This is a genomic window from Fictibacillus sp. EA-CB0309 (genome assembly GCF_055814265.1).
This window is the reverse complement of record NZ_CP169271.1, coordinates 65,039-82,871: the sequence shown is the minus strand read 5'-3', so window position 1 is coordinate 82,871 and position 17,833 is coordinate 65,039. Positions and strand designations below refer to the sequence as shown.

At 38.1% G+C, this 17,833-nt stretch carries 27 protein-coding genes and 3 pseudogenes; 24 read left to right on the top strand and 6 right to left on the bottom strand.

The window, feature by feature from the left end:
• Nucleotides 1-229 precede the first annotated feature (229 nt).
• A complete protein-coding gene (locus ACEWFH_RS00565; protein WP_473725764.1) occupies nucleotides 230-511 on the bottom strand; it encodes a metallophosphoesterase family protein in 282 nt (93 codons plus the stop codon).
• Nucleotides 469-969: a metallophosphoesterase family protein gene (locus ACEWFH_RS00560; protein WP_473725763.1), complete on the bottom strand. Its 501-nt coding sequence runs from the start codon at nucleotides 967-969 to the stop codon at nucleotides 469-471. Before ACEWFH_RS00560 ends, ACEWFH_RS00565 begins: the two co-directional genes overlap by 43 nt.
• A gap of 210 nt (nucleotides 970-1,179) precedes the next feature.
• Between ACEWFH_RS00560 and ACEWFH_RS00555 the strand changes: the two genes are divergently transcribed.
• From ACEWFH_RS00555 to ACEWFH_RS00540, 4 genes are read left to right on the top strand one after another with little or no spacing between them, the layout of a single operon-like run.
• The gene (locus ACEWFH_RS00555) at nucleotides 1,180-1,581 is read left to right on the top strand and encodes a VOC family protein (protein WP_473725762.1); all 402 of its coding nucleotides are present in this window, start codon (nucleotides 1,180-1,182) and stop codon (nucleotides 1,579-1,581) included.
• 8 nt (nucleotides 1,582-1,589) lie between these two features.
• The gene (lepB, locus tag ACEWFH_RS00550) at nucleotides 1,590-2,147 is read left to right on the top strand and encodes a signal peptidase I (protein ID WP_473725761.1); all 558 of its coding nucleotides are present in this window, start codon (nucleotides 1,590-1,592) and stop codon (nucleotides 2,145-2,147) included.
• A gap of 50 nt (nucleotides 2,148-2,197) precedes the next feature.
• On the top strand, nucleotides 2,198-2,695 hold the full coding sequence (locus tag ACEWFH_RS00545; protein ID WP_473725760.1) for a DNA-3-methyladenine glycosylase I: 498 nt from the start codon (nucleotides 2,198-2,200) through the stop codon (nucleotides 2,693-2,695).
• A 48-nt stretch (nucleotides 2,696-2,743) separates the two neighbouring features.
• Nucleotides 2,744-3,079, top strand: a complete 336-nt coding sequence (locus ACEWFH_RS00540; RefSeq protein ID WP_473725759.1) for a L,D-transpeptidase — start codon at nucleotides 2,744-2,746, stop codon at nucleotides 3,077-3,079.
• 43 nt (nucleotides 3,080-3,122) lie between these two features.
• On the opposite strand, the gene ACEWFH_RS00535 is transcribed toward ACEWFH_RS00540, so the two are convergent.
• The 3 genes from ACEWFH_RS00535 to ACEWFH_RS00525 all read right to left on the bottom strand — a co-directional run bounded on the left by ACEWFH_RS00535 (nucleotide 3,123) and on the right by ACEWFH_RS00525 (nucleotide 4,637).
• The gene (locus ACEWFH_RS00535; protein ID WP_473725758.1) at nucleotides 3,123-3,368 is read right to left on the bottom strand and encodes a hypothetical protein; all 246 of its coding nucleotides are present in this window, start codon (nucleotides 3,366-3,368) and stop codon (nucleotides 3,123-3,125) included.
• Nucleotides 3,369-3,384: 16 nt separating this feature from the next.
• Nucleotides 3,385-3,846 (bottom strand): tetratricopeptide repeat protein, encoded by a 462-nt coding sequence (locus ACEWFH_RS00530; RefSeq protein ID WP_473725757.1) that lies wholly within the window; start codon nucleotides 3,844-3,846, stop codon nucleotides 3,385-3,387.
• 266 nt (nucleotides 3,847-4,112) lie between these two features.
• On the bottom strand, nucleotides 4,113-4,637 hold the full coding sequence (locus ACEWFH_RS00525; RefSeq protein ID WP_473725756.1) for a helix-turn-helix domain-containing protein: 525 nt from the start codon (nucleotides 4,635-4,637) through the stop codon (nucleotides 4,113-4,115).
• Between the two features lie 223 nt (nucleotides 4,638-4,860).
• On the opposite strand from ACEWFH_RS00525, the gene ACEWFH_RS00520 reads away from it, so the two are divergent.
• From ACEWFH_RS00520 to ACEWFH_RS00450, 15 genes and pseudogenes are all read left to right on the top strand, one after another.
• Nucleotides 4,861-5,763 carry a hypothetical protein gene (locus ACEWFH_RS00520; RefSeq protein WP_473725755.1) on the top strand — a complete coding sequence of 301 codons (903 nt, stop codon included), beginning with the start codon at nucleotides 4,861-4,863 and terminating at the stop codon, nucleotides 5,761-5,763.
• A gap of 76 nt (nucleotides 5,764-5,839) precedes the next feature.
• Nucleotides 5,840-6,250 carry an NUDIX hydrolase gene (locus ACEWFH_RS00515; protein WP_473725754.1) on the top strand — a complete coding sequence of 137 codons (411 nt, stop codon included), beginning with the start codon at nucleotides 5,840-5,842 and terminating at the stop codon, nucleotides 6,248-6,250.
• Nucleotides 6,251-6,439: 189 nt separating this feature from the next.
• Nucleotides 6,440-6,571, top strand: coding sequence for a hypothetical protein (locus ACEWFH_RS00510; protein WP_473725753.1), 132 nt, complete (start codon nucleotides 6,440-6,442; stop codon nucleotides 6,569-6,571).
• A 24-nt stretch (nucleotides 6,572-6,595) separates the two neighbouring features.
• Nucleotides 6,596-7,531 carry a magnesium transporter CorA family protein gene (locus ACEWFH_RS00505; protein WP_473725752.1) on the top strand — a complete coding sequence of 312 codons (936 nt, stop codon included), beginning with the start codon at nucleotides 6,596-6,598 and terminating at the stop codon, nucleotides 7,529-7,531.
• 187 nt (nucleotides 7,532-7,718) lie between these two features.
• The gene (locus ACEWFH_RS00500; RefSeq protein ID WP_473725751.1) at nucleotides 7,719-8,921 is read left to right on the top strand and encodes a D-alanyl-D-alanine carboxypeptidase family protein; all 1,203 of its coding nucleotides are present in this window, start codon (nucleotides 7,719-7,721) and stop codon (nucleotides 8,919-8,921) included.
• A gap of 359 nt (nucleotides 8,922-9,280) precedes the next feature.
• On the top strand, nucleotides 9,281-10,228 hold the full coding sequence (locus tag ACEWFH_RS00495; protein WP_473725750.1) for an HD-GYP domain-containing protein: 948 nt from the start codon (nucleotides 9,281-9,283) through the stop codon (nucleotides 10,226-10,228).
• A 52-nt stretch (nucleotides 10,229-10,280) separates the two neighbouring features.
• The gene (locus ACEWFH_RS00490; protein ID WP_473725749.1) at nucleotides 10,281-10,529 is read left to right on the top strand and encodes a hypothetical protein; all 249 of its coding nucleotides are present in this window, start codon (nucleotides 10,281-10,283) and stop codon (nucleotides 10,527-10,529) included.
• Nucleotides 10,508-10,762, top strand: a pseudogene (locus ACEWFH_RS00485) (DinB family protein); the annotation flags it as partial. The gene ACEWFH_RS00490 and the pseudogene ACEWFH_RS00485, both read left to right, overlap by 22 nt.
• Before the next feature lie 226 nt (nucleotides 10,763-10,988).
• On the top strand, nucleotides 10,989-11,165 hold the full coding sequence (locus tag ACEWFH_RS00480) for a hypothetical protein (protein ID WP_473725748.1): 177 nt from the start codon (nucleotides 10,989-10,991) through the stop codon (nucleotides 11,163-11,165).
• A gap of 93 nt (nucleotides 11,166-11,258) precedes the next feature.
• The gene (locus ACEWFH_RS00475; protein ID WP_473725747.1) at nucleotides 11,259-11,564 is read left to right on the top strand and encodes an antibiotic biosynthesis monooxygenase family protein; all 306 of its coding nucleotides are present in this window, start codon (nucleotides 11,259-11,261) and stop codon (nucleotides 11,562-11,564) included.
• Nucleotides 11,561-11,941 (top strand): hypothetical protein, encoded by a 381-nt coding sequence (locus ACEWFH_RS00470; RefSeq protein ID WP_473725746.1) that lies wholly within the window; start codon nucleotides 11,561-11,563, stop codon nucleotides 11,939-11,941. Before ACEWFH_RS00475 ends, ACEWFH_RS00470 begins: the two co-directional genes overlap by 4 nt.
• Nucleotides 11,942-11,961: 20 nt before the next feature.
• On the top strand, nucleotides 11,962-12,273 hold the full coding sequence (locus ACEWFH_RS00465) for a B12-binding domain-containing protein (RefSeq protein ID WP_473725745.1): 312 nt from the start codon (nucleotides 11,962-11,964) through the stop codon (nucleotides 12,271-12,273).
• A 2-nt stretch (nucleotides 12,274-12,275) separates the two neighbouring features.
• Nucleotides 12,276-12,611, top strand: coding sequence for a cobalamin-dependent protein (locus ACEWFH_RS00460; RefSeq protein ID WP_473725744.1), 336 nt, complete (start codon nucleotides 12,276-12,278; stop codon nucleotides 12,609-12,611).
• Nucleotides 12,608-12,982, top strand: coding sequence for a PAS domain-containing protein (locus ACEWFH_RS00455; protein WP_473725743.1), 375 nt, complete (start codon nucleotides 12,608-12,610; stop codon nucleotides 12,980-12,982). The genes ACEWFH_RS00460 and ACEWFH_RS00455 overlap by 4 nt, the downstream gene beginning before the upstream one ends.
• Before the next feature lie 8 nt (nucleotides 12,983-12,990).
• Nucleotides 12,991-13,365, top strand: coding sequence for an STAS domain-containing protein (locus ACEWFH_RS00450; RefSeq protein WP_473725742.1), 375 nt, complete (start codon nucleotides 12,991-12,993; stop codon nucleotides 13,363-13,365).
• 37 nt (nucleotides 13,366-13,402) lie between these two features.
• On the opposite strand, the gene ACEWFH_RS00445 is transcribed toward ACEWFH_RS00450, so the two are convergent.
• Complete coding sequence (locus ACEWFH_RS00445) at nucleotides 13,403-14,008, bottom strand: rhomboid family intramembrane serine protease (RefSeq protein ID WP_473725741.1); 606 nt, start codon at nucleotides 14,006-14,008, stop codon at nucleotides 13,403-13,405.
• 115 nt (nucleotides 14,009-14,123) lie between these two features.
• Between ACEWFH_RS00445 and acpS the strand changes: the two are divergent.
• The 5 genes and pseudogenes from acpS (at nucleotide 14,124) to ACEWFH_RS00420 (ending at nucleotide 17,696) form a co-directional block, all read left to right on the top strand.
• Nucleotides 14,124-14,482, top strand: a pseudogene (acpS, locus tag ACEWFH_RS00440) (holo-ACP synthase).
• A gap of 124 nt (nucleotides 14,483-14,606) precedes the next feature.
• Nucleotides 14,607-15,619: pseudogene (locus ACEWFH_RS00435) on the top strand (LolA family protein).
• A gap of 127 nt (nucleotides 15,620-15,746) precedes the next feature.
• The gene (alr, locus tag ACEWFH_RS00430; protein WP_473725740.1) at nucleotides 15,747-16,919 is read left to right on the top strand and encodes an alanine racemase; all 1,173 of its coding nucleotides are present in this window, start codon (nucleotides 15,747-15,749) and stop codon (nucleotides 16,917-16,919) included.
• Between the two features lie 141 nt (nucleotides 16,920-17,060).
• Complete coding sequence (locus ACEWFH_RS00425) at nucleotides 17,061-17,342, top strand: CopG family ribbon-helix-helix protein (RefSeq protein ID WP_066239448.1); 282 nt, start codon at nucleotides 17,061-17,063, stop codon at nucleotides 17,340-17,342.
• A 3-nt stretch (nucleotides 17,343-17,345) separates the two neighbouring features.
• On the top strand, nucleotides 17,346-17,696 hold the full coding sequence (locus ACEWFH_RS00420) for a type II toxin-antitoxin system PemK/MazF family toxin (protein ID WP_066239453.1): 351 nt from the start codon (nucleotides 17,346-17,348) through the stop codon (nucleotides 17,694-17,696).
• The last annotated feature ends 137 nt before the right edge of the window (nucleotides 17,697-17,833 follow it).

The following is a 17,833-nucleotide window of genomic DNA, read 5'->3' as shown; positions in this document are numbered from 1 at the left end:
ACAGTCGGAAAAGTGAAGTGCCTCGTTCAGCTCCGACAAGCAAAAGAAGGATGGGCTATGAAGGCGCACTAACTTTTGACCTCGAGGGGCTAGCCACTGTAACTAGACAGGTGAGACACATAAGGGTGCAAAACGTCGACGTGGCTCACCGTACGCCCCCGGAAAGCGAGCAGCTGAAACGGAGATCAACCACTTCCAAAAGTGTAAAAATAACTAAATGGGTAGACATTTAACTGTGAAAAGCTTTTATTAAGAACGGACCATCCGGAACATGAAGCTCTCGATAAGCTTTAAATAAATTTGTACGGTCGTAAGGAACAGAGTTAAACGCTACAGAAATCATTTGATTTTCTACACAAACAAGTGCGTAACGAGCTTCAGCTTGCGCATTACATCCTAAAGCCCCAGGATTCACAACATGTGTTTGATCTATTTTAAAATCATGAACGATATGATGGTGCCCAAATCCTATAAAGTCATAGGGAAGCGGGTGACCAAAGAGTGCTTGCATGGATTTAGTGTCGGGTTCGCTAATAATTGGCATAAAGGGATCTTCAGAAATGGGAGATTCCTTTTTCCTTTTTTAAAGGGGTAATGGGTAATAAGAAACCGAATATCCTCCAGCTCAAATTCCAATTCACGAGGAAGTTTACGCAGTTTGTGAGCGTATGTATCTTGAAGATGATTTGCAACCCATTGATGATGGTTCTTTGCATGAGTGTGGTTTTCTGGATGAGAAAGACCAAACTTTAATGCAAGAATCGCCTCGTCATGATTACCTGTAACCATATCGATAGAGGGAAGGTTAAACAAAAGCTCTAACACTTCGTTCGTAAAAGGACCAATCCCTATCATATCGCCCCCACAAATAAAGCGATTTACACCATTTCGAACAGCATCATCAACCACTGCTTGTAATGCATCTATATTTCCATGAATATCGGTAAAATAAGCAAAAAGAGTTTTCAAGATATTACCACCCTTGTGTTGTTATGAATTATTATAAAAGAGGATTACCACCCCAACAACAAATTATTAGGGGTATGTAAACACTATCAAACAAAACAGTAAAAAATAATAAACTTTTTGCAGGAAATAAAGGATAGGCAGCGTAAAAGAAACCTTATACACAATCTATGATTTGAACCAAAGCAAAATAATTATTAGGAGAAAGAAGATATGACAACCCCAGAAGGATTTCATCATATAGAAATAAATGTTCAGAATTTGGGAGAGACGAGAGCGTTTTATGATTGGCTGATGCCAGAATTGAATTTTGCTCTCTTTCAGCAATGGGAAAAAGGATTTAGTTACAAAAACGGATCGGCCTATCTTGTCTTCACACAAACAGAGGATCATTATAAAGAAATCCCTTTTCATCGGAAGCGTTCAGGACTTAATCACCTGGCCTTTTGGGCTAAATCACGTGCGCAAATAGAGCACCTTCGTGTACAATTGAAGAAGAAAAATATTTCCTTTTTATATGAAGACAAGTTCCCTTTTGCAGGGGGAGAAAGTCATTACGCTTTATTCTTTGAAGATCCAGATCGAATAAAAATTGAAATCGTGTCGCCGAGGTGAATAAAGATATGATAGAACAGGAAAAAGAAACGAAGCAAAAAAGTGAATGGATCAGTTGGTTTAAAGCCATTGGGTTTGCATTAGTCTTTGTTTTTATTACAAAAGCCTATTTCTTTGCTCCGTATATGGTAGAAGGAGCTTCCATGTCACCTACTTTACATGATCAGGAAAAGCTATACGTTAATAAAATTGTTTACGCCTTTTCTGAACCGCAAAAGGGAGATATCGTTATTATTAAAGGTGACGATAAACGTTACGTGAAGCGAATAATCGGAGTTGAAGGAGATATCATTCAAATGAAGAGTGACGACCTTTACGTAAACGATAAAAAAGTAAAAGAATCGTACCTTCAGGAAAACAAGTCGGAAGCGAAAAATCTAGGCGTGTACTTGACCGAAGATTTTGGTCCGCTAAAAGTACCAAAAGGCAAAGCGTTCGTAATGGGTGATAATCGCCTAAACAGTATGGATTCGCGAAACGGATTAGGACTAATTGAAATAAATTCAATTGAAGGACGTTCAGAAGTAGTCATTTACCCGTTTTCTGAAATGCGGGCGACTCAATAAAAAAGTGCAGCCCTGCTGTGCTTTTTATTTTTTATAAGGGAGTATGTTCAATGAATCGATGCAAGTGGAGTGAAGAGAGTGAGATGCTGCAGCAATACCATGATAACGAGTGGGGTAAAATTGTTGTTGGAGACAATAAGCTGTTCGAGTGCTTAACGCTTGAATTGTTTCAATCCGGGTTAAGCTGGAAAACGATTCTTCACAAGCGGGAGAATTTTCGAAAAGCATTCGCAGGGTTTGACGTTGAAAAGGTCATGCAGTTTGGTGAAAAAGATATAGAGCGATTGCTAGCAGACGCTGGAATCGTAAGGCATAGAAAAAAGATAGAAGCGACGATTGAAAATGCGAAAAGGGTAAACGAACTAGTTAAGAAGTTTGGAAGCTTTGAGGGATTTTTGAACGAATTGCCTGAAGGGAAAATAGAAAAACAAAAAACACTGCAGAAGACGTTCAAGCATGTAGGGTTAACAACTGCAGAAAGCTTTCTAGAGGCCACCGGAAGAATACCTGCATCACATAGTGAACAGTGTTTCATGATAACGAAATAAGAGGCATTTCTTACTTGTCCTGCATAAGCTAAAGCGGGAGGTATGACGATGCCTTATGAGATTTATATTTCAACAGCAAGAAAAAGACTCGCCCTCGTAAAAGATGGGAAAGTAATCAAACGCTATCCCATTGGAGTGGGGAAAATGCTGACACCTACACCGACTGGAACATATACCATTATCAATAAAGCGCCTAATCCAGGCGGACCGTTTGGAGTGATGTGGATGGGGCTTTCAAGGCCTCACTATGGCATACACGGCACAGATAACCCATCATCCATAGGTAAAAATGTATCCAAAGGGTGTGTACGCATGCAAAATAACCATGTATTAGAATTATCTAAATTAGTGCCTATTGGGACGAAGGTAGTTATAAGTGCGTAAGAAAACCCCAGTCAATAAACTGGGGTTTTCTTATTAGTTATTTTTAAAGAGAATTTATATACCTAGAACTTCTAATTGTAGGACTATCATCAAATGCTAAACTAGAATTACTTCTAATAGTTGGAGAATCATCAAAGGCTAATCTAGAAGACTTTCTAATAGTAGGTGAATCATCAAATGCTGATTGAACCTTGTTAATTTTGGGTGAATCGTCAAAAGTTAATGATGAACTCACGTTTGATGTGAGAACTAAACCTAGTGCAAGTGTAAGAACCACCAGTTTCTTCATTTTTTTCCTCCTAGAATTAAACAATATTTTTCCTTGCGTTATTTGCTATTCGATAATATGTGCTAGCTTTTTTATATAATGATTGGTCAAAATAAACATCAGCTAACAGTTCTGAATATTTTGCTACGTATTCCCAATTACTTCTATTTTCAAAAAAACTAATTACGTCTTTACTAATTAACGATTCGAACTCCGCATCATAATTACCATTTATTTGATATTGAAGGACTCTTAGATGATAAAATACTTCTAAATCATTATTAGAGTATTGATATCCTTCTTCCACATATTCCTCTGCTCGTTTATAATCTTTTAGTTTTAAGTATTCAGTAGCAAGTAAGAATAATGTTAATGCTTTTCGTTTCTTGGTTTGACTATTTCGATAATCGAGACTTTTTTTAAAGTAATCTATTGCTTTAAGGTGTTCGTTTTTACATGATGTAACATATCCTAAATTATGATAAATGACACCACTCATAAATTCATCTTTAAATGATTTGGAGTACTTAAGAGCATTATTTAGATGGTATTCTGCTAAATCATAATTTTTAGCTCGTCTATAACTAATAGCTAATAATACCTGGCAGTCTGCACTTCGACTGTAGTTATATTCTTTATCAAAAATTGAAATAGCTTTAAATGCATAGGTAGTAACGGAGTTTATTCTCATTAAAAAATTATAGGTAAGTGCTAATAAGTAATATAATATAGCTATCTCAGTTTCTATAATATTTAAACTTTTACTTAACTCCCTTCAGCCAATTTTAAAAATTGAAGCGCGTCATTGTATTTTTCACTATAATTATAGTGCATGCCTTGTAGTAAAAAATAATTAAATTTTTGATCTGGAGTTAGTTGGTCAAAAACTTTTTTTACTTTTTCTAAAGCTAAGTTTGCTTTTTCTAAATCGGGTGAATCTTTGACCATATAATACTTTGCTAAATATAGGTTAAAAGTAATCATTATTTCAGGATGAGTAACATGGTCAATTTTACTTTCAACTTTTGGGAAAAAATTTATTGCCTCATCAAACTGCCTATTTACCATCATCATATTCCACTCGTTAAGCATCTCGAGAATCTTACTCTCATCCACTTCTTCCAGCGAAATACCTAGACGTTCACAAAGCATGTTAATGACTTCTTCGCTTGATTTGGCGTCCCCTTTCTCAATTTTACTCAAGTATGAGACAGAGCAAATTCCCTGTGCCAGCTCTTCTTGGGTTAGGCCTTTGGTTTTCCTATAATATCTTATTCGTTGACCGACCATAAAATCCCCCTTTCAGAACTTGGGAAAATTGTCATGCAAGACCCCCAATAAACAAGTATCTATCCTACCATTTTTCCCAATACAGAATAAACGGAATGTTTGATAAGATAAATATAACAGAAAATACAAAGTTTTTGCTAGAAATTGATAATTTTGAAAAAACGTTTTACATAAATCCTATGTCAGCATGGGGCCGGCGTCAAATAGGAAGGGAGAGAGTACTATGGCCAAAATGTATAAATTATCATCAAGAGCTGCAGAGAAGAGTCAATCGCTGTACGTCTCACATGATCCTGAACAGGCCGGAAGTGTAGTAAGAAATGAGGAAGGTGCTTTTACCTACTCCGAAGTATTCATGGACAAACAGAAAAATTACTGGTTCTCCAAAAAGGTAGAAGATCAGTCTAAGGATCATAAGCTCTTCATTTTTGACTATAAGAACGGCTGCTTAAAATCACAAATCGTTAAGGGACAACCTAACTTTTATGAATTTGAATCGTGTGTTGTTGTAGCTTGTGAGGGTGATGGTTCAAAAGGCTCAGTTTTAATTTTTTCTAAAAATGGACCAGAGCTAATTAAAGAGTGGAAAGTCAACGGATACCTGTGGGAAGTTGAAATGAACCAAGATGTTCTATACATTTCTTCATATATTGTAGAAGAAGATCAAGCGGTTCTGTATATCATCCGCAACGGCAAGAAGAAACGAATCAACCTTGGAAGCAACATGGCACCAACTGATATTTTATGTCATGAGAATCTCGTTTACGTTTCCGGTGCGCCTGTACTAAACGGAGATCCTAAGAAGATCATGGTGTTAAATGAAAAGGACAAAGTCGTTACTGAATATAAATTATCTATCTCTCCTCGTGCACTATACCAAGTCGACGACCACCTGCTTGTTTATGAGTTAGACTTGGCCACTGGTAAGAGCGAGCGTATCGTATATATTGATATGAAGACAGGAGAACAGAAGGAACATGAAATTCCTCATTCGAAAATCGTTGAATGCACGAATGATTCCCTGTCACTTTTAGAACAAAACAGCAAGACGCTATATATTTGGGATCATTGTAATCGCAAAATCGTAAATACCCAAAAAGTAGCAGATCAGTCTAAAGTCATATAATTGTTGAAAAGTCCTGTGTTGCTGCACAGGACTTTTTTTGCGCTTCAAGAAAGTAAGGAGAAAAGGGGGAGATTAGATGAAGTGGGAAGGTGCAAGCTGTATTTGTGTGCATGAGGGGAAGCTGTTAATGGTGCTGCAAGGAACACCTCAAGAGGAGAAAAGGTGGAGCGTACCATCTGGCGGAAAGGAAGGAAATGAAAGTCTTGAGGCGTGCTGTATTCGTGAAGTATGGGAAGAAACCGGTTATGTTGTGAAGATTATTCAGAAACTACATAGTAAAGAGGGGATTTCTCAGGGCATCCATTACAAAGTACAATACTTTTCAGCTGAAATGATCAGTGGATCCCCTGTGATTCAAGACCCCGATGGTTTAATTTACGATATAAGATGGGTATCCTTTGAGGAGTTAGACACCCTTACTCTATCTTTTCCTAAAGACCGAGAAATTTTGTCGAGTTACTTGTCTCAGTCAGAGAATCTAACTTAAGGTTTACCTTGTTTTTAAAAGGGAAATCTAATTGGAGGAGGATTGCAGTGAAACCGGTTTTCGCCACAAATGAGGATCTTGAAAGTTTACTGGAATGGTGTAAAGACGCTCCTGAGTATCAAAAATATCTTTCTTCCTATATAGAAGAGCGTGACGACACCGCTCGCTGCTGTGGGGTTATTAAAGGTAATGACAATGGAAAAAACAGGATCTATTTGGATTTATACGAAAAATCCTAAGGTACAAAACCATCCAGAAATGATGCAGTTTTCACTGAAGTGGTTAAGACAAAAAGGCGCAACAGACTATACGGTCGTATAAATAAAATAAAGGATGGATCAAGAAATGGAGCAGACAAGTGTTTATAATTGGAAATGGTACCGTCATGATTGCCATAATGATACCATTCATCAACTAATAGCGGACAATAAAGGATGTAAGAATTGGCTTACGAATATTCAAGAGGAAAAAGTTAATTATCTGCGCATTGAAAGAGACAGTGATGGCGAGCCGATTGTTAGAGGTTCTTTAACGTACAAACAAGACCCTGAAAATCAATCTGACTTCGAAATCTTTCATTTTTATATAAGAAGACAATCTCTAATCACGGTAGGATTGGATCTTTCTCTTATAGAAGGCGATTACAGGGAGTCATGTGATCATTTAATTATAGAAGAAAAGACGCCGGTAGAAGGTTTTTTAATTTTGTTAGGTGAATTGATCAACCATTTCCTAGACGGAATAGACGAATTGGAGTTTAAACTTAAGGAACTACAGAGAGATGTGCAGCAAAATAACCATACCACTTTGTTGAACAGTATTTATGATCGCCGAATCGAACTGATCAACTGGAGTGACTTAACGCTTCCAGTTCATGAGACACAGATGGCAATAAAAGAAGCTTTTCTCGATGAAATCACGGAAACGAAGGCTTATAAGAGGATCGAAACAAGAATCGACCGAACCACTTCGCTTCTATCTCATTACAGACAGGATATCGACACCCTTTTAAACTTAGAAGAGGTTCTCTCCTCGCATCGTGGTAATGAAATCATGAAGACGCTGACGGTGTTTACAGTCATCTTCACGCCTGCGATGGGGTTTGGAGCCATTTGGGGAATGAACTTTAAGAACATGCCAGAGCTTGATTGGAAACTTGGCTATCTGTATGCCATGATTCTAATCGTTGCATCTACGTTAGGTGTTTATCTATGGTTAAGAATGAAGGGATGGACTGGAGATTTATTAAGAGGTAAGAAAAATAAGAAACATTTTGACTAAAAAAACTGTGAAAATGAACGATATAAATAAGGAAACAGGCGGATTTTGTCGAACGGTATCAATTGATAAAAACGCCTGTTTTTTTATGGCGATAATTTCAGTATTTCATTTTGATTTCAACCATAAAAGAAAAGAAAAATCATACGAAGAGTTATGAAGATTAAATGACTAACGGGAGCGGAAAGAAATGAAAAAAATAAGCCTTTTTCTTGTTCTTTCACTTGTTATGCTGATGCAGGCTCAGTTTGTACAAGCAGCGGGTGAAAATACACCAGAAATTAAAAGCGAAAGCGCCGTAATGATTGATGCGAAAACAGGGGATATTTTATATCAAAAAAATAGCTCGGAACAAATGTATCCAGCGAGTATTACAAAAATTGTTACAGGTATTCTGGCTATAGAATCAGGCAAATTAGACGAGTCCGTGATCGTTAGCAGTGAGGCAGCTAAAGCTGACGGAACACGTGTATACCTCCTTGAAGGAGAACATGTGTCACTAAAGAAACTTGTACAAGGCTTGCTGATCAACTCAGGCAACGACGCAGCGATTGCCATTGCCGAATATGTTGCGGGTGATGTGGCTTCGTTTGCAGACGAAATGAACGAGTTTGCTAAAAAAGTAGGAGCAGATAACACTCATTTTGTTAATCCAAATGGTCTTTTTGATGTAGAACATTATACGACAGCTGAAGATATGGCGAAGATTACACAATATGCGATGAAAAATGATGTCTTTCGTGAAATCGTCTCTACAAAAGAACTGCCTTGGGTAGGTGAAGGCTGGGATACGACTTTACGAAACCACCACCAGTTGTTGTGGGACTATCCAGGAACGATCGGTGTAAAGAATGGATATGTGGATGAATCTAAACATACTCTCGTTACAGCTGTTTCCCGTGATAACTTGGATGTGATCATCGTCACGCTAAAAGCCCCAACAAGCCGCGCTGCTTATTGGGATACAATGGCGATCGGCGACTACGGATTTGCAAACTTTGAAAGACAAACGCTCTCGGCTGGAACAAAGATTGAAGCGCAAAACGGAAAATCATATGCGCTCAAAGACGATTTAAGCGTATCATTACCTATAGGAGAAAAACCAATTCAGCACGTTACTTCAGATGGTGAACTGCAACTGAAGGATTCAAGCGGCAACTTGCTGCTCACTCACACTCTTTTTAAGGAAAAGAAAAAAGAAGCACCGGCAGCAGCAGAGACAGAAGCTGTTGAGGAAGTAGATTCGTCATTCATGCAAAAGATTGTGAAGACGAGCATATTTTTATATTCTGGATTGCTTATATTACTAGCCTTTCTTGTGATCTTACGTATGCGCAGCCAAAGACACAAGCATAGAAAAATGAGACATGTAGCTAGAAGTTACGTAAAATAAAACCGTCATTAGGCGGTTTTTTTGCTTGTATGAGTTGAATTTTATCAACATGAATGAGAGCGAAATCAACAAAGATTTGTGGACTATCAACCAAGTTCAAATATATATCAACAATACCGCAGTAAATATCAACAAACTATAGGATAAAAAGTAACTTTAGTATATAATTGCATTTAATTACAAAATTCGACAGTCGGAGATTCATACATGATACGCAATATAAAACTAGCTCAACTATTTATTATTGGGAGTGCCTTCATTCAGGCTCTCCATCATTTTTTTATAGAACGAATGGAGCACTTTTTCCTTTTTTCTTCTTATTTCTCATTGGATATCTCCCAGCATGGGGCATTAATCGATTGCAGGAACAATGGACAAAATTAGTCTTTATTTTGTGCAGTGTTTATATTGTTTCACTTTCTTATTTCTTTGTGTCGTACCCCATAGTACAAGCAGCGTATTTCTTCTTGCCCGTCTCGGCCCTTTTATTGAATGATAAAAAACTATACTATGTTTCAAGTATTGGCGGGTTGTTGACGTACTTGCTGCTAGCAAAAGAATCGCTAAGTGACTATCTTGCTTTTATATCGATTTACATCATCTTTTGTCTTCTACTATTTATGGCTCAGAAAGTGGTTTATCAATCTGTAGCTGAAAAAGAGGCGATTCAGCAAGGCGTTAAAGCATTTTCACTAGCAGTTGAAGCGAAGGACGTATATACCCAGGGGCATTCTAAGAGGGTAGCTCTTTATTCTATGATACTCGCTAAACACGGCGCTTTTAAAGATGTTGATCTGGACGAATTGGAATTAACAGCGCTGATTCATGATATCGGAAAAATCTCAACACCTGATGCCGTACTTATGAAAAACGGAAAGCTTACAGAAGAAGAATACGAAATCATGAAGAATCATCCTGTTGACGGTATGCTGCTAGCTAAGTCATTCGGTTATTCTGAACGAGTTCTAACGGGGATTCTCCATCATCATGAAAGATACGATGGACTTGGATATCCTCATCAATTAGCAGGACATAATATCCCAATCTATTCTCGAATCTTAGCAGTTGCCGATTCTTTTGATGCGATGACAAGCAACCGTGCTTACCGCAGGGGGATGACGCCATGGGAAGCCAAAAAGGAGATCGAGAATCAATCTGCGAAAATGTATGACCCTTTTATAGTAAAAGTTTTTATGCACTCTTATTATGATATGCTCTTGATCTGTGAAGAGAATACAGAAGCCCTAACTGATATTACGGCAAAAAAAGAGATATCTGCAGGATTATTCGAAGGAAAAAACAGTTAAGCTGAAGAACATAATAGGTGAAATGATAATACATACGCAGGAGGAAGAAGAAATGAATGCGACTATTTCCTTAACTGAGACTTTATTGGAAGAACTATACGTTGTTGTACGAACAACGAATGGACTATTAAAGAAAGCAGATCCTTCTATGTACGATTTTCGTCCAGCTGAAAATATGCGCTCTTTCTTAGAACTTGCCAACCACTTAGTTCAGATCCCGCATATAGATCTAGCTATTCTTCAAGAGAAAACAGAAGAAGAAGTACGCCAGCTGGAAAAAAGTTATCCGCTGAAAATGTAGCCGAGCTGACACATGTTCTAGAGGAAGGGTACCATTTAGTTAAATCGTACTTTTTATCACTCTCCGAAGAAGATTTTCTGCAGAAAGAAACAAAAGCCTTTTATGCAGAAAAAGGCGCAACACAGGCAAAGTGGCTTGTGGAAATTGTAACTCATGCTTTTCATCACAGAGCACAGCTGTTCACTTATTTAAAACAAACAAAACATGAAGTGAATATGTTTGATTTGTATTAAACACTGGTGCTACTGCCGGTGTTTTTCTTTACGCTCTTTTCTAAAGGATTTTTGCTCTTAAATTTTTATGTTTTCTTTGAACAGTTGGTTGTAGTGGAAGGTGTGTGCCTACCACTTGTGAAGCTTCTTGGAAGGCATGCGACGAGGAAGCTCACTTCTGTAGCATTTGCTAGTAGACGCAGGAGCAAGAATACTTCCTTGAAACGGGCTGGTGAGACATTTAAAAGTGAAACGTACGAATGTGGCTCACCGCCTGCCCCGTGGAAAGCGAGCACCTGGAACGGAAACCAACCACTTTCAAACAGCAACACCGAATGCGACAACAGCTTTTAATAAGTTTCAAATTCGACTTCTTATGATTCTTCCTGTAGTATGGGTGGTTCAATTAAAAGATGCTGCTTAGCATATTTATTAGCAGGAAAAAAGAAATCGTTATTGAATCATTTATGAGATAAAAAATTGGTATTGTTAAAATACATCTAAGAGGTGATGTTTCGTGTACACCGTTTTTTCTACATTTGATGTTCCGAATGATAAAGCAGACGAAGTAATCAACATATATAAAAACCGCTCCAGATCCGTTGATGAAGCAGATGGTTTTGTAGAATTTTTATTGTTGCAAAATGATAAAAGAGCGGGTGAACTTACCGTGCAGCTCATTTTTTCTACAAAGGAAGATTATTTAAAATGGGTAAGAAGTGAAGAGTTCAAGAAAATTCATGATCTGGAGAAAAAGTATCCAGACAAAGAATTGGCAGCTGTCATTCCAACTGTAAAACAATATAAGGTGGTTGCCAAATGACGGAATTTAACATAAATGTTATGGTAGAAAGAGTAACTGAGAAAATTTACGAAAAAGATCCTACTCTTGTTGAACGATATGGTGATAAAGGCAGAGCGAAATGTATTGAGGATAATCACCATCACTTCAAGCATTTAGAAACAGCTTACGAATTGGACAACAGTGCTTTCTTTATCGATTACGCCGTTTGGTTGAATGGTATTTTACAGAAGTTCGGGATGAGTACAGAACTTTTAATGGATAATTTCAACTTTATTATAGATGTCCTGCAAGATGAACAGCGAAATCAAACGAAAGAAAATACCCGTATTGGTATTTATATTGACTATTTAAATCAAGCGAACAATGTTCTGAGTGGAAAATTAGCAGCGCATTAAATAAAGGAGAGGTCCCAACCATGGCTATTTCTGAAGCGGAAAAACTGGCTCGGCTGTTTTTAGAAGGTAATCATGCTGAAGCATTGCGTTTCATCAAACAGCAGCCAGTTCAAAATCGAATGGTTTTGTTTACAGACCTGTTTACTCCTGCAATGTACATGATTGGAGACCTCTGGGAAAATAATGAGATTTCTGTTGCAGATGAACATTTAGCAACAGGAGTTTGTGACTTTGTTCTTTCCAGGCTCTTTCAAGTTTCGGTGGACGAAACAAAACGTGAAAAAAAGCGATGTTTTTGTGCTTGCAAGGTGAACAGCATTATCTTGGATTAAAAATGATTAACAGTATCTTTGAAGAAAAAGGCTGGGAAACAAAATATTACGGAGCAAGCCTGCCTCTAGAATATGCACTTAAGTCGGCTCTGCAGTGGAAACCAGAAGTGATCGGACTCTCAGTATCCATTGTATATAATTTGCCTGTGCTTAAAAACTATGTTCGTACACTGTCAGCTCTTCCGAATAAACCAGTCATTTTAGTAGGTGGAAGACTTACGGAAAAGTATGATCTAGATCCATATGTAAACAATCAAGGAATCATCATAAAAAATCTACAACAGGCAGAAAAATGGCTGGATGAGTATATAGAAGAGAGGATTAACGCCTACAGATGAGCTGTGTATTGCCAGTACCTTACGTAAAAATAAATAAAGATGGCGTTATTCTTCTCAAATCGTCAAGAGCCAATGTCCTGTTCGGTATGCAAGTGGAAACCATTCGAGACTGTTTTGACGAAGAAAGTCATAACAAATTAATGAAATATTTGATGCCTTTTAGCGGTGAAAAAACATTTGAAGCCAATGTAAAGACTAAGGATCAGCCTTTTCTTCTATGTGACGTCTTCATATCGTGGGAAGAGGAGTTTGCACATGTTGTATTTATACCGACAGGCAAACATGTTCAGGGGCTTGAGGAAAAGCTGCTAGAACTAAGAATGCGACTATCTTCAACGGACTTTGAACTTTTTGAGAAAAAGAAGCTTTAGAAGAAGCGATGAAACGTCTTGATGAACTATCAGGTCCACTTATTCCGATTTCTGAAAAGATGGCATTTGTTCCGTTATTCGGAGACATCACAGAGAGTAAGATGATCACTGTTACAGGGAATGCCCTAAAAGCAGCCTATGAAGGTCAGTTTGAAGAAATCTTTTTTGATTTATCTGCAACAGGCGAAATGGATGAGAGTGGCGTGCTGAAATTAAGCGAGCTATTTCGAATGCTTCACTATATGAATGGAAAGCCAGTTAAAATTATCGGTGTAAAGCCTAAACACGCTAGGCAGCTGAATTCGCTGGATGTGAATTGGCCTGTATATTTTGAAACTTCATTAAAGGATGTACTGATTGAACATCTCCAAATAGGAAAATAGGAAAAGCACCTCGGCGCTACGAGGTGCTTTTGTGCGTTTACCATCTGTTTTTCTTTCGATGCAGGGAAGCAAATATTATAGGAGCAAGAGCAGCGCCTCCTATTAAACCGAATAGATGACCCATTACATTAATCCGAGCATTTAAAAAAGTAGTGACTAAGCTGATCCCAAGGACAACTAATAGAATTTGTGTATTCGCTCTATCAATATACTGCCGGTGATTATAAAGCATATATACATAAATACCGAATAAGCCAAAAATGGCGCCTGATGCACCGATATGCGCGTATGAAAGTGGCAGCAACAAAAGCGTAGCGATGTTTGCGATTAATCCAGCACCTACATATCCAATAATAAATCGTACTTTACCTAAAATTCCTTCAAGTGCAGGTCCGAACAAGACGAGGGAGAACGAGTTAAAGATTAGATGACCAGCAGCTTCATGCGTAATGATAGGTGTGAACAATCGCCAGTACTCTCCAGCAGAGATGTAATAATTTGATCCGACCATAAAATGATACAAAGACGTGCTAAAAGGGGTAAAATTAATAAGTAGAAACACAATAATATGTGCGGCGATTAAAAAAGTTACGACTGGATAGCGCCTAATAAAGGTTTGAAAGCTTTCATCTCTTATAAACATGTAAGAATATCACCCTTCTTAAATGAAGTGTTTACATACCGATTCGTCTTAAGTCTCAGTTTACCATGTGAAAGGAATTAGGGCGAAAGATATAGCTGCAGAGGAGCATTTTATAATGATTGTTGGAACAGGCATCGATATGATTGAATTAACAAGAATAAAGCGGGTTGTTTCTCATCAGCCTCGTTTTCCAGAGCGAGTGTTAACGCCGTTTGAACAAAAACGATTTCATGCTTTAAATGGAAACAGAAGGTTTGAATACTTGGCTGGCAGATTTGCAGCGAAAGAAGCGATGGCAAAAGCGCTTGGAGTGGGTATTGGTGCAGAACTTTCATGGCATGACATGGAGATTAAGTCGGATGAAAAAGGAAACCGTTTTTGACATCACCTTATCCTTATTTATGCCACTTATCTATTTCTCATACGAAAGAATATGCGGTAGCACAAGTGGTTTTAGAAAGCTCGTCAAGCTAGTCTGCATATTGTCCAGGGTTGTCTCATATATTGTAATGCGGTAGAAGGGGTAGTCCTTTGCAAGATGCAGAGTTAGTCCCCCTTCAATGTCGAAATTACTTTGGGACAAAGGGGATGGCAAAAAATGAAGAAAACACTGTCAATGATTTTGACGGCGTTCATGATCTTACTGGTTCTGTCAGCATGCGGTGAACAAAGCCAGAGTGATGTTCTGGATTCTTTGGAAGAGAGAATGGAATCCATGACAGGCTACAAAGCTGAAGCCAAGATGACGTTAAGCACAGGTGAAAAGCCACTGACGTACGATTTAGAGATTTGGCACAAGAAGCCAGATTTTTACCGTGTCAGCTTAAAAAATGCTGAAAAAGATCAAAGTCAGATGATTCTGCGCAATAAAGATGGAGTTTTCGTGCTAACGCCAGCTCTTAATAAAAGCTTCCGTTTCCAAAGCGATTGGCCAGAAAACAATAGCCAGGTGTATTTGTTCCAATCACTTATTTCGGATATCTTAAACGATACGGACAGAGGATTTAAGTCAAAAGAGAAAAGCTATGTTTTTCATACAAAAACAAATTATCAAAACAAAAACTTGTATCAGCAAGAAATCACACTTAACAAAGATTTAGATCCGACACAGGTCCGCATCATGGATCAAGACCAAAAGAGCTTGTGAGACTGGATTTCTCTAAAGTTAAGTTTAACGCAAAGTTTGATAAAAATTCTTTTGATATGGAATCCAATATGTCTAGTGCGCAGTTCGAGATCCCTACTTTTTCTGGTGCTGGAGAGGAATTTGAAGTGCTGTATCCGACATACACAGCTAACTTAAACATCGTTAACGAACGAGAAGTCGTTCAAGATGAAGATGACTCTAAAGTGGTATTAAACTATGCAGATGCAGAAGAAAATAAATCTTTTACATTGATGCAGCAAAAGAATACAGCGGTAGAAACAGCGTCGCGATTAACGATGTCTAACGGCGAACCAGTTGATTTAGGATTTACGGTAGGAGCGATGACAGACCAGTCGATCACCTGGAATTATAACGGTGTTGATTACTTCCTTGCTTCCAATAATTTAGGTCAAGAAGAGTTAATGGCAATTGCCCGATCTGTTTATGGAGAGGCAATTAAATAATTCCTACATTAATATAGTACGATATGAAACAGACTGGCGATTATGCTAGTCTGTTTTTACTTACATAAAACGACCTTTGAGGGTAAAATAGAAGGCAGCAATCAAGAATTAACAGGGAGGCATTCATATGGATAAACAACATTTTTATCGAGATACGTGGGCTGAAATAGATTTGGATAAGATCAGCCAGAATATAAAATCATTTAAGAAACATCTCCCTGACCAAAAAATAATGGCTGTTGTAAAAGCGAACGGATATGGACATGGAGCTTATCAGATCGCACGAGAAGCATTGGAGTCAGGAGCAGAATGGCTCGCTGTAGCTATTCTTGATGAAGCGATAGCTTTACGAAAACAAGGAATAACTGCACCGATTTTAGTTATGAACCGGATACGTCCTGAATATGTTAATCTTGCGGCAGAAAATGAAATCAGTGTGACGGTCTTTCAGAAGGAATGGCTGGTTGACGCAGAAACGCATATAAAGCGTACAAACCAACCATTGAATATCCATTTTAAGATTGATACGGGTATGGGCCGTGTAGGTATAAAAGAAGAAAGTGAGCTTCATGATATTTCTCATTATACGAAGCAATCTGCGATGTTTCATCTAGACGGTGTTTTTACGCATTTCGCGACAGCAGATGAGTGGGAATCAGATCTTTTTGAGGAACAAAGAAAGAAGTTCATTAAATATATAGACTTGCTGCAGAAGTGGGGAATGAAGCCAGCACTCATTCATAGTGCCAATAGCGCTGCAGCTTTGCGGAAAGTAGAGGGCCCTTTTAATCTCGTGCGTCTTGGAATCAGCATGTATGGGTTGGCGCCTTCTGGAGAGTTAAAGGAAAACTTGCCATTTCCATTACAAGAGGCATTCAGCCTTCATTCACAGCTCATTCATGTTAAAAAATTGATGCCTGGAGATACTGTAAGTTATGGAGCTACTTATACAGCAAAAGAAGAAGAGTGGGTAGGCACCCTTCCGATCGGTTATGCTGATGGGTGGCAAAGAAGACTTTCACCAGGTGCATTTGTGCTGATTAAGGGCGAGCGAATGCCGATAATTGGACGAATCTGTATGGATCAGTGCGTCGTAAGGCTGCCAGAAAGAATGGATGTTGGTGAACTTGCTACATTAATAGGTAGTCAAAAAGATGAGAGAATCGAGATGGATGAGGTAGCGGGTGTAGCAAAAACGATAAATTATGAAATACCGTGTCTCATTTCTGCTCGAGTGCCGAGAGTTTATGTGAAAAATGGTCGAATTTCAGAAAATATGAATGTAATTCTAAATTTTTAGCAGAATATTAGAAGGACTATTAAAAAATTTGTAGAATAAATACTTTGAAATCGCTTTGCAAATGGAATATTGAAGTGATAAGATTATATGTGGTTAAAAGGAATTTGATCGTAGTATAGCTTTGCGCTGGAGGTGTATGTTGTGTCCGAATTGAACACAAAACGAATTGTGATTAGTCTTCCTCAGAAATTATTGAGTGAGGTAGATCGTGTCATTAAAAAAGAAAATTTGGACCGCAGCGAATTTATCCATCAAGCTACTGAGATGTTTCTTCGTGAGCGGAAGAATAAGCGTCAGTTTCGTGATGAGATGAGACAAGGTTACATGGAAATGGCTAAGATCAATCTAACGATTGCCTCAGAAGCATTTATGTTAGAGGAGGAAGCCGATCATACCTTGGACCGCTTAGTTAGCGGGGTGTAGTCCTTGATAGTCAAACGCGGAGACGTTTACTTTGCAGATCTTTCACCGGTAGTTGGTTCAGAACAAGGCGGAATTCGCCCTGTACTGATAATCCAGAACGATATCGGAAACCGTTTTAGCCCTACTGTAATAGTTGCTGCAATCACAGCCCAAATTCAGAAAGCAAAACTACCAACACACGTTGAAATAGATTCTAAAAAATACGGCTTTGAACGGGATTCAGTTATTTTGCTTGAACAGATCAGGACGATTGACAAGCAAAGACTAACAGATAAAATCACACAACTGGATGAAGACATGATGCGCAGGGTAGACGACGCATTGCAGATCAGCACAGGTCTGGTTGATTTTTAAATCTTTAAATTTTATAACACAATTTAGGAAACTGTCTGACAGAATGTCTGGCGGTTTTTTATTTTATCTACTGTAATTTGAAAATTGCAGCTTGAGATAGTGCTTTCATTTATAAAGGTTCTTATATAATCATTTAG

Coding starts and splice junctions, on each gene's coding strand:
- ACEWFH_RS00565 (WP_473725764.1), bottom strand. CDS start 511: ATGCAAGCACTCTTTGGTCACCCGCTTCCCTATGACTTTATAGGATTT.
- ACEWFH_RS00555 (WP_473725762.1), top strand. CDS start 1,180: ATGACAACCCCAGAAGGATTTCATCATATAGAAATAAATGTTCAGAAT.
- lepB (WP_473725761.1), top strand. CDS start 1,590: ATGATAGAACAGGAAAAAGAAACGAAGCAAAAAAGTGAATGGATCAGT.
- ACEWFH_RS00545 (WP_473725760.1), top strand. CDS start 2,198: ATGAATCGATGCAAGTGGAGTGAAGAGAGTGAGATGCTGCAGCAATAC.
- ACEWFH_RS00540 (WP_473725759.1), top strand. CDS start 2,744: ATGCCTTATGAGATTTATATTTCAACAGCAAGAAAAAGACTCGCCCTC.
- ACEWFH_RS00535 (WP_473725758.1), bottom strand. CDS start 3,368: ATGAAGAAACTGGTGGTTCTTACACTTGCACTAGGTTTAGTTCTCACA.
- ACEWFH_RS00530 (WP_473725757.1), bottom strand. CDS start 3,846: ATGAGTGGTGTCATTTATCATAATTTAGGATATGTTACATCATGTAAA.
- ACEWFH_RS00525 (WP_473725756.1), bottom strand. CDS start 4,637: ATGGTCGGTCAACGAATAAGATATTATAGGAAAACCAAAGGCCTAACC.
- ACEWFH_RS00520 (WP_473725755.1), top strand. CDS start 4,861: ATGGCCAAAATGTATAAATTATCATCAAGAGCTGCAGAGAAGAGTCAA.
- ACEWFH_RS00515 (WP_473725754.1), top strand. CDS start 5,840: ATGAAGTGGGAAGGTGCAAGCTGTATTTGTGTGCATGAGGGGAAGCTG.
- ACEWFH_RS00510 (WP_473725753.1), top strand. CDS start 6,440: ATGACAATGGAAAAAACAGGATCTATTTGGATTTATACGAAAAATCCT.
- ACEWFH_RS00505 (WP_473725752.1), top strand. CDS start 6,596: ATGGAGCAGACAAGTGTTTATAATTGGAAATGGTACCGTCATGATTGC.
- ACEWFH_RS00500 (WP_473725751.1), top strand. CDS start 7,719: ATGAAAAAAATAAGCCTTTTTCTTGTTCTTTCACTTGTTATGCTGATG.
- ACEWFH_RS00490 (WP_473725749.1), top strand. CDS start 10,281: ATGAATGCGACTATTTCCTTAACTGAGACTTTATTGGAAGAACTATAC.
- ACEWFH_RS00470 (WP_473725746.1), top strand. CDS start 11,561: ATGACGGAATTTAACATAAATGTTATGGTAGAAAGAGTAACTGAGAAA.
- ACEWFH_RS00465 (WP_473725745.1), top strand. CDS start 11,962: ATGGCTATTTCTGAAGCGGAAAAACTGGCTCGGCTGTTTTTAGAAGGT.
- ACEWFH_RS00460 (WP_473725744.1), top strand. CDS start 12,276: ATGATTAACAGTATCTTTGAAGAAAAAGGCTGGGAAACAAAATATTAC.
- ACEWFH_RS00455 (WP_473725743.1), top strand. CDS start 12,608: ATGAGCTGTGTATTGCCAGTACCTTACGTAAAAATAAATAAAGATGGC.
- ACEWFH_RS00450 (WP_473725742.1), top strand. CDS start 12,991: ATGAAACGTCTTGATGAACTATCAGGTCCACTTATTCCGATTTCTGAA.
- ACEWFH_RS00445 (WP_473725741.1), bottom strand. CDS start 14,008: ATGTTTATAAGAGATGAAAGCTTTCAAACCTTTATTAGGCGCTATCCA.
- alr (WP_473725740.1), top strand. CDS start 15,747: ATGGATAAACAACATTTTTATCGAGATACGTGGGCTGAAATAGATTTG.